We start from the raw sequence: 13,573 nt of genomic DNA, 5'->3' as shown, positions 1-13,573 counted from the left end.
TGCACAGGACAATAGCGCCAGAATGCGGTCGAGATCAAAAAAATTGGGCAGGCACGGGGCAGTAAGAAAGGTAAGGTGTTGTAAAATCAGGGGCGGTAGCGAGTGTAGAACTGAAATGAATACAGGAACGGACGCTTGCGCAGCACATTCCTGTAAGGACACGAATATTACATTGAATGTGTCAGGATAGCCGGTATGGTGTCGTCCTTGCGTAATGTCATGATTTCACATCCATTTTCTGTCACCACAATGGTGTGTTCATACTGTGCAGACAGGCTGCGGTCTTTGGTTTTCACCGTCCAACCATCTTTCATACTGCGAATACGATAATCTCCGGCGTTAACCATCGGCTCAATGGTAAAAGCCATCCCGGCCTGCAATACCACCCCGCCATCGTCCGCATCGTAATGCAGTACCTGAGGCTCTTCATGGAATCCTTTGCCGATGCCATGCCCGCAGTATTCACGCACAACAGAGAAATCCTGAGCCTCAACAAATTTTTGGATCTCGCGACCAAGGCTGCGCAAGCGAATGCCAGGCCTGACCATACGCAGTGCCAGATAGAGGCTCTCCTGGGTGACACGACACAGACGTTCGCCCTGGATAGTGGCTTTACCGACCAGATACATTTTAGACGTATCACCGTGGTATTCATCTTTGATGACGGTCACGTCGATATTGACGATATCGCCATCTTTCAGGATTTTGTCGTCGCTGGGAATGCCGTGGCACACCACCTCGTTAACCGATATACAGACTGATTTCGGGAAGCCGTGATAACCCAGGCTTGCCGAAATCGCCTTCTGAGTATTCACGATGTAATCGTTACACAGGCGGTCCAGTTCACCCGTGCTGACGCCGGGTTTCACGTGATCTTCGATCATTTCCAGCACTTCAGCAGCCAGACGGCCCGCGACGCGCATTTTCTGTATTTCTTCAGGAGTTTTGATTGTAATTGCCATTCAACTTAGTCCGCAGTTGCCGATATTTTCAGCAATAATAAAGGAAGTGCTGCAATGTTAGCAGCCCACTTTGCCGCTGCCAATTATCCTTTATTACGCTGGTCGCGTGGTGAACAAAAATTGGCGTCGTATGGCGCTTTGTGATATAAAGCGCGCCGACGATTCTCTGTGCAGATAGTTTCACAGGGGAGCGCATAATTCTCCCGTGTATATAACACACATGTATCGACACATACGCCGGGGTGCCTTGAACGTAGTGAGAGGTCGGTTGTATGGGATACATGGAGGCTTAACCCCAAATCATTCTATAGAGGTAATCATGGCAACTGTTTCCATGCGCGACATGCTCAAGGCCGGTGTACACTTCGGTCACCAGACCCGTTACTGGAACCCGAAAATGAAGCCATTCATCTTCGGCGCACGTAACAAAGTTCACATCATCAACCTTGAGCAGACTGTACCAATGTTCAACGACGCTCTGGCTGAACTGAACAAAATCGCATCCCGTAAAGGTAAGATTCTGTTCGTTGGTACTAAGCGCGCTGCAAGCGAAGCGGTAAAAGAGCATGCTCTGAGCTGCGATCAGTTCTTCGTTAACCATCGCTGGTTGGGCGGTATGCTGACCAACTGGAAAACCGTTCGTCAGTCCATCAAGCGTCTGAAAGATCTGGAAACTCAGTCTCAGGACGGCACCTTCGATAAGCTGACTAAAAAAGAAGCGCTGATGCGTGATCGTGAGCTGGCCAAGCTGGAAAACAGCCTGGGTGGTATCAAAGACATGGGCGGCCTGCCTGACGCACTGTTTGTTATCGATGCCGATCACGAACATATCGCGATCAAAGAAGCTAACAACCTGGGTATCCCGGTTTTTGCCGTTGTCGATACTAACTCTGATCCAGACGGTGTTGATTTCATTATCCCTGGTAATGACGATGCAATCCGTGCAGTAACCCTGTACCTGGCCGCAGTAGCGACCACCGTGCGTGAAGGTCGCTCTCAGGACCTGGCTCAGCAGGCAGAAGAAAGCTTCGCTGAAGCTGAGTAATAAGGACTGCTCCTCAGAGAGCCCTTATACCCGTCATCCTTGAAGCTGTAGCTGCGTTGTCTGCGTGCACTTACCCCGGTCACTTATTCAATAAGCTCCCGAGGATTTATGCACTTGCCGCCTTGCTATAGCGTCAATGATTCAGGGTAAGAACAGATTTAAAATCTGTAAGGGGCCGGCATGGCCCCTTTATTTTTTCGACTTTGCTTTGCCGTTAACGATCATCGGCGAGGCAGAATGTTTCTCCCGAGACCAGGCATCTGTCGCGCCGTCTGAAGAGGCCGTGGGCAGATGCGAGCTAACCGAGGATTAGAGAATGGCTGATATTACTGCTGCTCTGGTAAAAGAGCTGCGCGAGCGCACCGGCGCTGGCATGATGGATTGTAAAAAAGCGCTGACTGAAGCGAACGGCGACATCGAGCTGGCAATTGAAAACATGCGTAAGTCCGGCGCAATCAAAGCTGCCAAGAAAGCGGGCAACGTGGCTGCTGACGGCGTGATCAAAACTAAAATCGAAGGCAACTACGGTGTGATTCTGGAAGTAAACTGCCAGACTGACTTCGTTGCTAAAGATGGCGGTTTCCAGGCTTTCGCTGACAAAGTGCTGAACGCTGCGGTTGCTGGCAAGATTACCGATGTTGAAGTACTGAAAGCGCAATTCGAAGAAGAGCGTGTGGCGCTGGTGGCCAAAATCGGTGAGAACATCAATATCCGTCGCGTTTCTTCTCTGGAAGGCGATGTGCTGGGCAGCTACCTGCACGGCGCGCGTATCGGTGTGCTGATTTCTGCGAAAAACGCGGATGAAGAACTGGTTAAGCAGATCGCCATGCACGTTGCGGCCAGCAAACCAGAATTCGTTAAGCCAGAAGATGTTTCTGCTGATGTGGTTGAGAAAGAGTACCAGGTTCAGCTGGACATCGCTATGCAGTCTGGTAAGCCAAAAGAGATCGCAGAGAAAATGGTTGAAGGCCGCATGAAGAAATTCACCGGCGAAGTTTCCCTGACGGGCCAGCCTTTTGTTATCGACCCATCTAAAACAGTTGGTCAGGTTCTGAAAGAGAAGAGTGCTGACGTTGTTAACTTCATCCGTTTCGAAGTAGGCGAAGGTATCGAAAAAGCTGAAACCGATTTCGCTGCTGAAGTCGCAGCGATGTCTAAACAGTCTTAATTGCCTGAAAAGAACCGCCAACCGGCGGTTCTTTTTTGCCCGTTTTCGCGGCGCTTTTCAGTCTCATCCCAATAGCATTTCTTTGATGTTATTGGGATGATTGACAAGAATTAACTTCTCACTCCGATAAATATCTTCCAGGAAAAAGACCATGGCGACCAATGCAAAACCTGTTTATCAACGTATCCTGCTGAAACTGAGTGGCGAAGCCCTGCAAGGTGCTGAAGGCTTTGGTATTGATGCCAGCGTGCTGGATCGTATGGCTCAGGAAGTGAAAGAGCTGGTGGAACTGGGTATTCAGGTAGGTGTGGTAATTGGCGGCGGAAATCTGTTCCGTGGCGCGGGGCTGGCGCAGGCCGGTATGAATCGCGTAGTCGGCGACCATATGGGGATGCTGGCAACGGTGATGAATGGTCTGGCGATGCGCGATGCGCTGCATCGTGCCTATGTTAATGCCCGTCTGATGTCTGCTATTCCGCTGAATGGCGTATGTGACAACTACAGTTGGGCGGAGGCCATCAGCCTGCTGCGCAATAACCGCGTAGTGATCTTCTCAGCCGGAACGGGTAATCCCTTTTTCACCACCGATTCAGCGGCCTGCCTGCGCGGCATTGAGATTGAAGCAGATGTGGTGCTGAAAGCCACCAAAGTAGATGGTGTTTATTCTGCCGATCCGGTTAAAAATCCTGAGGCAACGCTGTTTGAGCGTATCAGCTATGCTGACGTGCTGGAAAAAGAACTGAAAGTGATGGACCTGGCTGCCTTTACGCTTGCCCGTGACCACAAGCTGCCGATTCGCGTATTCAATATGAACAAGCCAGGCGCTCTGCGTCGGGTCGTAATGGGTGAAAAAGAAGGTACCCTGATTACGCAATAATATCAGTCAGCGGATAAAATAAGGTATATTCTGCTTTCGGGGTGCCTTGCGCACTACAGAATCATAACGATCACTTTGTTGCAGCAGGCTTTCGTTGAAAGCCTGGCAGGTCAACCAGAATTCAAGGGTTTCAACGTGATTAACGAAATCAAAAAAGATGCAGAAACGCGCATGGATAAATGCGTGGAAGCATTCAAAAACAACATTAGCAAAATTCGCACCGGTCGTGCGTCACCAAGTATTCTTGACGGTATCATGGTCGAGTACTACGGTGCAGCCACCCCGCTGCGCCAGCTGGCCAGCGTAACGGTAGAAGACTCGCGCACGCTGAAAGTAAATGTTTTTGATCGCTCCATCAGTGCTGCTGTTGAAAAGGCGATCATGACCTCCGATCTGGGTCTGAATCCCAGCTCTGCCGGTAGCGATATTCGCGTCCCATTGCCTGCACTGACGGAAGAGCGTCGTAAGGATTTGATCAAAATCGTGCGTGGTGAAGCAGAGCAGGGCCGTGTATCGGTGCGTAACGTGCGTCGTGACGCTAACGATAAAGTTAAGGCACTGCTGAAAGACAAAGAAATCAGCGAAGATGAAGAGCGCCGTTCTCAGGACGATATTCAGAAGATGACCGATATCTGCATTAAAAAGGTGGATGCGGCACTGGCTGAAAAAGAAGCAGAACTGATGGAATTCTGATTTTCTGTCAGCAGTGTTGAAACGCCGTACAGATTGCCGTTCTTGCGCGGACCAGTCTTACGGCGTTTTGCATTTGTTTGCCTGGCTGTCCAACTGGTCAGATCGTTTTATGCGTCACCACACAGAGCAATTTCATGAAGCAATTAACCATCCTCGGCTCTACCGGATCAATTGGCACCAGTACGCTGTCGGTAATTGGGGCAAATCCGCATCTGTTTGCCGTTAAGGCACTGGTGGCAGGCCACAACGTTGAACTGATGGCAGAGCAATGTTTAGCCTTCAGGCCAGCCTGGGCTGCTATGGCGGATGAGCGTGCTGCCAGCGCCCTGCGAACGCGGCTGAAGAGCCTGAATGTGGCAACAGAAGTCCTGAGTGGTGAACAGGCAGCCTGTGACCTAGCTGCGCTGGATGACGTGGATCAGGTGATGGCGGCAATTGTCGGCGCGGCGGGGTTAATGCCTACGCTTGCGGCCATCCGTGCCGGAAAACAGGTTCTTCTGGCCAACAAAGAGTCGCTGGTCACCTGCGGGCGGCTTTTTATGCAGGCGGTAAGCAGCTCAAAAGCCCAACTGCTGCCGGTTGACAGTGAACACAACGCTATTTTTCAGAGTTTGCCTGCTTCCCTCCAGCAGCAGTTAGGATACGCTTCTCTTGAGGATAACGGCATAGACAGCATTATCCTCACAGGGTCAGGTGGGCCTTTTCGTGAAGCACAACTGAGGGATCTGGTGCATATGACACCGGATCAGGCTTGTGCCCATCCGAACTGGTCAATGGGTCGTAAAATTTCTGTCGACTCAGCCACCATGATGAACAAAGGGCTGGAATACATTGAAGCCCGCTGGCTGTTTAATGCAACAGATGCGCAAATGGAAGTCATTTTGCATCCTCAGTCGGTCATCCATTCAATGGTCCGTTATCGTGATGGCAGTGTACTGGCACAGCTCGGTTCACCTGATATGCGTACACCTATTGCGCATGTTATGGCCTGGCCGCAGCGTGTGGATTCCGGTGCAAAACCGCTGGATTTTGCCCGGATGGGCGCGATGACCTTTGCCGAGCCAGATTATGCGCGCTATCCCTGTCTGAAACTGGCAATCGATGCCTGCAAGGCCGGACAGGCGGCGACCACCGCGTTAAATGCAGCTAATGAAGTGGCTGTCGCAGCATTTCTGGCTAACCGGATACGCTTTACAGACATTGCTGCTGTTAATGCCGCCGTTATGGAAGGGTTGAACTGTGCAGAGCCAGAAAGCGTTGAAGCCGTGCTGGAGATTGATCGTCAGGCGCGTGAAGCTGCAATGACGCGTCTTTCTCTTTCCAGCCTGAAGTGCTGATGCAGCCTGCCGCCATTTGTGACCTCGTGGCGGAGATGGTATAGTCACCGCCCGCTGAATGAGAATGCTGTTGTATTAAGCGGTATCGCTGGCCGTGTGAATCACGGCTTTTTTGCGTAGAGCGGGTAGATATTTCAGAAACCGTCGTATTTCTGATTAAAGGAAATAATTACGCGTTATGTCGTCCGAAAATCAATTAAAAGCCGATGACCTCCCTGGGGAGGATTATCCCCGCCATGTGGCCATCATTATGGATGGCAATGGTCGTTGGGCTAAAAACCAGGGAAAACTGCGCATTAGTGGCCACAAAGCTGGCGTAAAATCGGTCCGTCGTGCAATCAGTTTTGCTGTCAGCAACAAACTGGAAGCGCTGACTCTCTATGCGTTCAGTAGTGAAAACTGGAATCGTCCGCCACAGGAAGTCATGGCGCTGATGGAGCTTTTTGCCTGGGCGCTCGACAATGAAGTTAAAAGTCTGCACAAGCATAATGTCCGGTTGCGAATTATTGGCGATATCAGTCGCTTCAATGCCCGTTTGCAGGAACGCATTCGTCGTTCAGAGGAACTGACTCAACAAAATAATGGACTTACCCTGAACATTGCCGCGAATTATGGCGGACGTTGGGATATCATTCATGGCGTCAGAAAAATAGCTGAGCAAGTACAGGAAGGCCTGATCCGTCCGGAGCAGATTGAGGAGGAAACCCTTAATCAGCAGCTGTGTCTCAATGAACTGGTGCCGGTGGATCTGGTAATAAGGACGGGCGGAGAACATCGAATCAGTAATTTCTTGTTATGGCAAGTTGCCTACGCAGAGTTCTTTTTCACCGATATTCTCTGGCCTGATTTTGATGAACAAGTTTTTGAAGGTGCACTGAATGCGTTTGCACAACGAGAGCGCCGCTTTGGCGGTGCAGCACCCGGTAGCGTCTGAACGCACTGGGGGTAATCTTTGCTGAAGTCTCGCCTGATTACCGCATTTATACTCATTCCTGTTGTGATTGCAGCACTTTTTTTGCTGCCGCCTCCGGGTTTTGCAATCGTTGTTATGGCCGTCTGTATGCTTGCTGCCTGGGAATGGGGGCAGTTTGCTGGTCTGGCTTCACGTTCACAACGCATCTGGCTGGCAGTGCTCTGTGGATTACTACTGGCCTTCATGATGTTTACCCTTCCTGCTTATCATCATTCTGTTCATCAACCGCAGGTTGCCGGCTCACTCTGGGCCGCTTTGTGCTGGTGGATAATTGCGCTGTTACTGGTGCTGTTTTACCCTTCTTCCGCCCGGTGGTGGCGAGCTTCCCGGATACTACGGCTGGTCTTTGGCATTCTGACCATTGGGCCATTTTTCTGGAGCATGCTGACGCTGCGCCAGTACAATTATGAAGCGGACCATTTTGCCGGTGCATGGTGGCTGCTATACGTCATGTTTCTGGTCTGGGGCGCTGATTCAGGCGCTTATCTCTTTGGTCGTTTGTTTGGCAGGCACAAGCTGGCGCCTAAAGTCTCTCCAGGTAAGACGTGGGAGGGATTCTTTGGCGGACTGGCGGCCTCTGCACTTATCGCCTGGCTGTTCAGCCTGTGGGCACCGTTGATGGTGCCGACCAGTACATTATTAGTCTGTTCAGTGGGCGCGGCACTGGCTTCGGTACTCGGCGACCTGAGTGAAAGTATGTTCAAGCGGGAGGCCGGAATCAAAGACAGCGGCAATCTTATTCCTGGTCACGGCGGTATCATGGATCGTATCGACAGCCTGACCGCCGCTGTGCCGGTATTTTCCTGCCTGTTACTGCTGGTTTTCGGGATGCGATAAGGGACTGCTATGCTGAGCATACTCTGGAGCTTTGGCGCATTTATCGTCGCGCTGGGCGTACTGATCACCGTTCATGAATTCGGCCACTTCTGGGTGGCCCGCAGGTGTGGCGTTAAAGTTGAGCGCTTCTCAGTTGGATTCGGTAAAGCCTTGTGGCGGCGCCGTGACCAGCATGGAACAGAATATGTCATCGCGCTGATCCCGCTTGGCGGCTACGTCAAAATGCTGGATGAGCGGGTGGAAACCGTTGCGCCGGAACTGCGACATCAGGCTTTCAATAACAAAACAGTATTACAGCGCGCGGCAATCATTGCTGCCGGCCCTCTTGCTAATTTCATTTTCGCTGTTTTCGCCTGGTGGCTGGTTTTTATCATTGGTGTCCCTGGTATTCGTCCGGTTGTTGGCGAAATAGTGAGCGACTCGCCCGCAGCCGTGGCGCAAATTACTCCTGGTATGGAACTTAAGGCGATTGATGGTATCGAAACGCCTGACTGGGATGCTGTGCGTATGGCTCTGGTGTCGAAGATTGGCGACCAGCAAACTGTCCTCAGCGTGGTGCCTTTTGGGACTAACCAGCTCAGTGAAAAACGGGTCGATTTGCGTCACTGGCAATTTGACCCCGGTAAGCAGGACCCGGTTACTTCGCTTGGTATCCGTCCCCGGGGGCCACAGATTGAAACTGTGCTCGCGGAAGTGCAGGCCAAATCAGCGGCCAGCAAGGCGGGTTTGCAAGCAGGTGACAGGATCGTTAAAGTCGATGGTCAGCCTTTAGAAAGTTGGGCGCGTTTCGTTACCCTTGTCCGGGATAATCCCGGTAAAGCGCTGGCGATAGAGGTGGAACGACAGGGCAACCCGGTTGCGCTGACGCTCACGCCAGACGTGAAACCTGGCAGTAAGCCAGAAGGGTTTGCCGGCGTCGTCCCGCGTATTATTCCTTTGCCGGATGAATATAAAACGGTACGTCAGTATGGACCGTTTGCGGCAGTGGGCGAGGCGGGCGCCAAAACCTGGCAACTGATGAAGTTAACGGTAAACATGCTGGGCAAACTGATTACCGGTGAAGTGAAGTTAAACAATCTCAGTGGGCCGATTTCTATCGCCCAGGGTGCTGGGATGTCGGCGGAATATGGCTTGATTTACTACCTGATGTTCCTGGCTCTGATTAGCGTGAACCTCGGTATTATCAATCTGTTCCCCTTGCCGGTATTAGATGGTGGGCATTTGCTGTTCCTTGCGATCGAAAAGATCAAGGGTGGGCCGGTGTCTGAGCGAGTTCAGGACTTCAGTTATCGCATTGGCTCAATATTGCTGGTGTTGTTAATGGGGCTTGCACTATTCAATGATTTCTCGCGTCTTTAGTCTGCTTAAGAGCAGCAACGGCGCGGGAACCAGTTAGGAAGAATGCATAACAACGATGGCGATGAAAAAGTTGCTCATAGCATCGCTGCTGTTTAGCAGCGCTACCGTATACGCGGCAGACGGCTTCGTGGTGAAGGATATTCATTTTGAAGGCCTGCAACGGGTCGCCGTCGGGGCGGCATTGCTCAGTATGCCTGTCCGCGTGGGAGATACCGTTTCTGATGACGATATCAGTAACACCATCCGTGCGCTGTTTGCGACCGGGAACTTCGAAGATGTTCAGGTGTTGCGTGATGGCAACACGCTGATCGTTCAGGTTAAGGAGCGTCCAACTATTGCCAGCATTACTTTCTCCGGTAATAAAGCGGTGAAAGATGACATGCTTAAGCAGAACCTGGAGGCATCAGGCGTTCGCGTGGGTGAAGCCCTTGACCGGACGACCATCACCTCAATCGAAAAGGGGCTGGAAGACTTTTACTACAGCGTGGGTAAATACAGTGCCAGCGTTAAGGCGGTGGTTACGCCGCTGCCGCGTAACCGTGTTGACCTGAAGCTGGTATTTACCGAAGGCGTCTCTGCCAAAATTCAGCAGATCAACGTGGTGGGTAACAAAGCCTTCAGCTCTGACGAACTGATCTCCCGTTTCCAGCTGCGAGATGAAGTGCCCTGGTGGAATGTGGTGGGCGATCGTAAATATCAGAAGCAAAAACTGGCGGGTGATCTTGAAACCCTGCGCAGCTTCTATCTTGATCGTGGTTATGCCCGCTTTAACATCGATTCTACTCAGGTCAGCCTGACGCCGGACAAGAAGGGTATCTATATCACCATCAACATTACCGAAGGCGATCAATATAAGCTTTCTGGCGTGGTGGTGAATGGCAGTATGGCGGGGCACTCTGCGGAAGTGGAAAGCCTGACCAAAGTGAAGCCAGGCGAACTCTACAATGGTGCTAAAGTCACCAAAATGGAAGATGACATCAAGAAGATGTTTGGTCGCTATGGCTATGCCTACCCACGTGTGATGACGCAGCCAGAAATCAACGATGCGGATAAAACCGTTAAGCTGCACGTTAATGTGGATGCCGGAAATCGCTATTACGTGCGCAAGGTGCGTTTCGAAGGTAATGACACCTCAAAAGATTCTGTTCTGCGTCGCGAAATGCGCCAGATGGAAGGCGCGTGGTTGGGTAGCGATCTGGTCGAACAGGGTAAAGAGCGCCTGAATCGTACCGGCTACTTTGAAACGGTCGAAACGGACACTCAGCGTGTGCCTGGTTCACCGGATCAGGTCGATGTGGTCTACAAGGTGAAGGAGCGCAACACCGGCACCTTTAACTTCGGCGTCGGTTACGGTACGGAAAGCGGCGTCAGTTTCCAGGTCGGCGTTACCCAGGATAACTGGCTGGGTACCGGAAATACAGTAGGAATCAGTGGTACCAAGAATGACTACCAGACCTATGCTGAGTTCTCACTGACCGATCCGTACTTTACGGTGGATGGCGTCAGTCTGGGCGGTCGTATTTTCTATAACGACTTTAAAGCTGACGACGCTGACCTGTCTGACTATACCAATAAAAGTTATGGTCTGGATGGCACGCTTGGCTTCCCGGTTAATGAGAATAACACCCTGCGCGTGGGGCTGGGTTACGTTCATAACGACCTCTCCAACATGCAGCCACAGATTGCGATGTTCCGCTATCTGCGCTCCGTAGGTCAGAATCCGGACCTCTCCGGTCGTGCGGAATATTCTGCCGATGATTTCACGTTTAACTACGGTTGGACCTACAACAATCTTGACCGGGGCTTCTTCCCAACCTCAGGTAACCGCACCAATCTGAACGGAAAAGTGACGATTCCAGGCTCAGATAACGCCTTCTACAAGGCGACGCTGGATACGCAACAATATATGCCGTTAAACCAGGACCGGACATGGGTGCTGTTGGGCCGGGGTAAAGTGGGTTACGGCGCAGGTTTAAGTGGTAAAGAATTGCCGTTCTATGAGAACTTTTATGCCGGTGGTTCCAGCACCGTGCGTGGTTTCCGCTCGAATACCATCGGTCCGAAAGCGGCTTACTACAATAATGGTTCCAGCACCTGTTCAACGGGTACCTATTGCGATTCCAGTGATGCAGTGGGAGGCAATGCCATGGCAACAGCCAGCGCTGAGTTGATTACCCCAACTCCATTCCTGAGTGAGAAATACGCCAACTCAGTGCGCACCTCGCTGTTTGTTGATGCGGGTACAGTGTGGGATACCAACTGGGAAAATACTGCCGAAACCCGTGCTGCGGGTATTCCGGATTACAGCGATCCAGGTAATATCCGTATGTCGGCAGGCCTGGCGTTACAGTGGATGTCTCCACTGGGACCGCTAGTGTTCTCATACGCCCAGCCGTTTAAAAAGTATGATGGAGATAAAGCCGAGCAGTTCCAGTTTAACATTGGTAAAACCTGGTAAGCCGGTTCAGCAAGGAAGCTGAGAGAAAGAAGCGTGATTTTCTTTCTCATCACTTACGGCCTTAATCCGTAAGTCTCGCGCCGTTCACTGGCAGCTTCAGGCTGCCTTAACGCGCAACACCTGTGTCAAAGACACAAACGTTGATGGTAAGGAGTTTTATAGTGAAAAAGTTGTTGTGTGCCGCAGGCCTTTCTCTTGCTCTGGCAGTTTCCGCCGGTGCTCAGGCTGCTGATAAAATTGCAGTGGTGAACGTTTCCAGCATTTTCCAACAGTTACCAGCGCGTGCGACCGTTGCGAAACAGCTTGAAAATGAGTTTAAAGGCCGTGCAACTGAATTGCAGGGAATGGAGCGCGATCTGCAAACCAAAATGCAGAAATTACAGCGTGACGGCTCGACCATGAAGGCCAGCGAGCGCAGCCGTATGGAAAAAGACCTGATGGCTCAGCGTGAAACCTTCCAGACTAAAGCGCAGGCTTTTGAGCAGGATAATCGCCGTCGTCAGGCTGAAGAGCGTAACAAAATCCTGAGCCGTATTCAGGATGCCGTTCAGAAAGTGGCTGATGATGAAGGTTATGACGTGGTTATCGATGCTAACGCCGTAGCTTACGCAGGTAAATCCAAAGACATCACTGCTGATGTACTGAAACAGGTTAAATAATTGATGCCTTCAATTCGACTGGCTGATTTAGCCCAGCAGTTGGATGCAGAATTGCACGGAGATGGCGATCTGGTCATCTCCGGCATTGCTTCTGTGCAATCCGCCCAGGCAGGACAAATCACCTTTCTCTCTAACAGCCGCCATCGTGAACAGCTTGCAGATTGCAAGGCGTCAGCCGTTGTGCTGACGGAAGCGGACCGCGACTGTTTCCAGGGTGCCGTACTGGTGGTTAACAATCCTTATCTGACCTATGCCCGCATGGCTCAGATCCTCGACAGTACTCCGCAACCGGCCAGCGATATCGCGCCCAGTGCAGTCATTGATCCCAGCGCCACGCTTGGAAAAAATGTCTCTGTAGGGGCCAATGCTGTCATCGAGTCTGATGTGACACTGGGTGACAACGTAGTGATTGGCGCAGGCTGCTTTGTCGGTAAAAAGGCCTGCATCGGCAGCGGAAGTCGCCTTTGGGCTAATGTTACCGTTTATCATGAAGTGCGGATTGGTGAGCGTTGTCTGATCCAGTCCGGCACGGTAATCGGTGCCGATGGATTTGGCTATGCTAATGACCGTGGTAACTGGGTGAAAATTCCACAGTTGGGCACGGTAGTGATTGGCGATGGTGTGGAAATCGGTGCCTGTACCACAATCGATCGTGGTGCGCTGGATAACACTCAAATTGGCAATGGTGTTATCATCGACAACCAGTGCCAGATTGCGCACAACGTGGTGATTGGTGACAATACGGCGGTTGCTGGCGGTGTCATCATGGCAGGCAGCCTGAAAATCGGGCGGTACTGTATGATTGGCGGTGCAAGCGTAATTAACGGTCACATGGAGATTTGTGACAAAGTTACCGTCACCGGAATGGGAATGGTGATGCGACCAATTACTGAACCTGGGGTATACTCTTCCGGGATTCCGCTGCAAGCCAACAAAACCTGGCGCAAAACGGCCGCGCTGGTAATGAACATTGATGAAATGAGCAAGCGCTTAAAGAACATCGAGCGCAAAGTCGGCAAAGACTGATCTTGCGTCAGTTACCAGCCTGAAAACCCGCTTTCATAATTACAATGTTAAGCATGTGACAATATAACAACTATTGTTAACAGCGTTCCCTGTATCGGTGGGGACAAACTGCATGGAAGTTTGCGCACGGAAACTGATTTGCGGCCTGCGAAGAGTCCTGGGACCTTTGCAGGCCGTGT

General features: G+C 51.4%; 12 protein-coding genes. 11 read left to right on the top strand and 1 reads right to left on the bottom strand.

Annotated elements, in window-relative coordinates:
- Positions 1-167 precede the first annotated feature (167 nt).
- Positions 168-962 (bottom strand): type I methionyl aminopeptidase, encoded by a 795-nt coding sequence (gene map / locus AC3RPL_RS16605; RefSeq protein ID WP_490740861.1) that lies wholly within the window; start codon positions 960-962, stop codon positions 168-170.
- 319 nt (positions 963-1,281) lie between these two features.
- Between map and rpsB the strand changes: the two genes are divergently transcribed.
- From rpsB to lpxD, 11 genes are all read left to right on the top strand, one after another.
- Positions 1,282-2,007 carry a 30S ribosomal protein S2 gene (gene rpsB / locus AC3RPL_RS16600; protein ID WP_034937284.1) on the top strand — a complete coding sequence of 242 codons (726 nt, stop codon included), beginning with the start codon at positions 1,282-1,284 and terminating at the stop codon, positions 2,005-2,007.
- A gap of 316 nt (positions 2,008-2,323) precedes the next feature.
- A complete protein-coding gene (gene tsf, locus AC3RPL_RS16595) occupies positions 2,324-3,175 on the top strand; it encodes a translation elongation factor Ts (RefSeq protein ID WP_034937286.1) in 852 nt (283 codons plus the stop codon).
- Positions 3,176-3,326: 151 nt separating this feature from the next.
- Complete coding sequence (pyrH, locus tag AC3RPL_RS16590; RefSeq protein WP_034937288.1) at positions 3,327-4,052, top strand: UMP kinase; 726 nt, start codon at positions 3,327-3,329, stop codon at positions 4,050-4,052.
- A gap of 135 nt (positions 4,053-4,187) precedes the next feature.
- Positions 4,188-4,745, top strand: coding sequence for a ribosome recycling factor (gene frr / locus AC3RPL_RS16585; protein ID WP_034937424.1), 558 nt, complete (start codon positions 4,188-4,190; stop codon positions 4,743-4,745).
- Positions 4,746-4,879: 134 nt separating this feature from the next.
- A complete protein-coding gene (gene ispC / locus AC3RPL_RS16580) occupies positions 4,880-6,082 on the top strand; it encodes a 1-deoxy-D-xylulose-5-phosphate reductoisomerase (protein ID WP_490740860.1) in 1,203 nt (400 codons plus the stop codon).
- 178 nt (positions 6,083-6,260) lie between these two features.
- Complete coding sequence (ispU, locus tag AC3RPL_RS16575) at positions 6,261-7,016, top strand: (2E,6E)-farnesyl-diphosphate-specific ditrans,polycis-undecaprenyl-diphosphate synthase (protein WP_490740859.1); 756 nt, start codon at positions 6,261-6,263, stop codon at positions 7,014-7,016.
- An 18-nt stretch (positions 7,017-7,034) separates the two neighbouring features.
- A complete protein-coding gene (gene cdsA, locus AC3RPL_RS16570) occupies positions 7,035-7,892 on the top strand; it encodes a phosphatidate cytidylyltransferase (protein ID WP_490740858.1) in 858 nt (285 codons plus the stop codon).
- A gap of 9 nt (positions 7,893-7,901) precedes the next feature.
- On the top strand, positions 7,902-9,251 hold the full coding sequence (gene rseP, locus AC3RPL_RS16565; protein ID WP_490740857.1) for a sigma E protease regulator RseP: 1,350 nt from the start codon (positions 7,902-7,904) through the stop codon (positions 9,249-9,251).
- Positions 9,252-9,306: 55 nt separating this feature from the next.
- Positions 9,307-11,709, top strand: coding sequence for an outer membrane protein assembly factor BamA (gene bamA, locus AC3RPL_RS16560; RefSeq protein WP_367167094.1), 2,403 nt, complete (start codon positions 9,307-9,309; stop codon positions 11,707-11,709).
- A 161-nt stretch (positions 11,710-11,870) separates the two neighbouring features.
- A complete protein-coding gene (gene skp, locus AC3RPL_RS16555; protein WP_034937304.1) occupies positions 11,871-12,368 on the top strand; it encodes a molecular chaperone Skp in 498 nt (165 codons plus the stop codon).
- A 3-nt stretch (positions 12,369-12,371) separates the two neighbouring features.
- Positions 12,372-13,394: a UDP-3-O-(3-hydroxymyristoyl)glucosamine N-acyltransferase gene (gene lpxD / locus AC3RPL_RS16550; protein ID WP_490740856.1), complete on the top strand. Its 1,023-nt coding sequence runs from the start codon at positions 12,372-12,374 to the stop codon at positions 13,392-13,394.
- Positions 13,395-13,573 lie beyond the last annotated feature (179 nt).

This window comes from Erwinia papayae (genome assembly GCF_058241465.1).
This window is presented reverse-complemented; position numbering and strand designations above follow the sequence as displayed.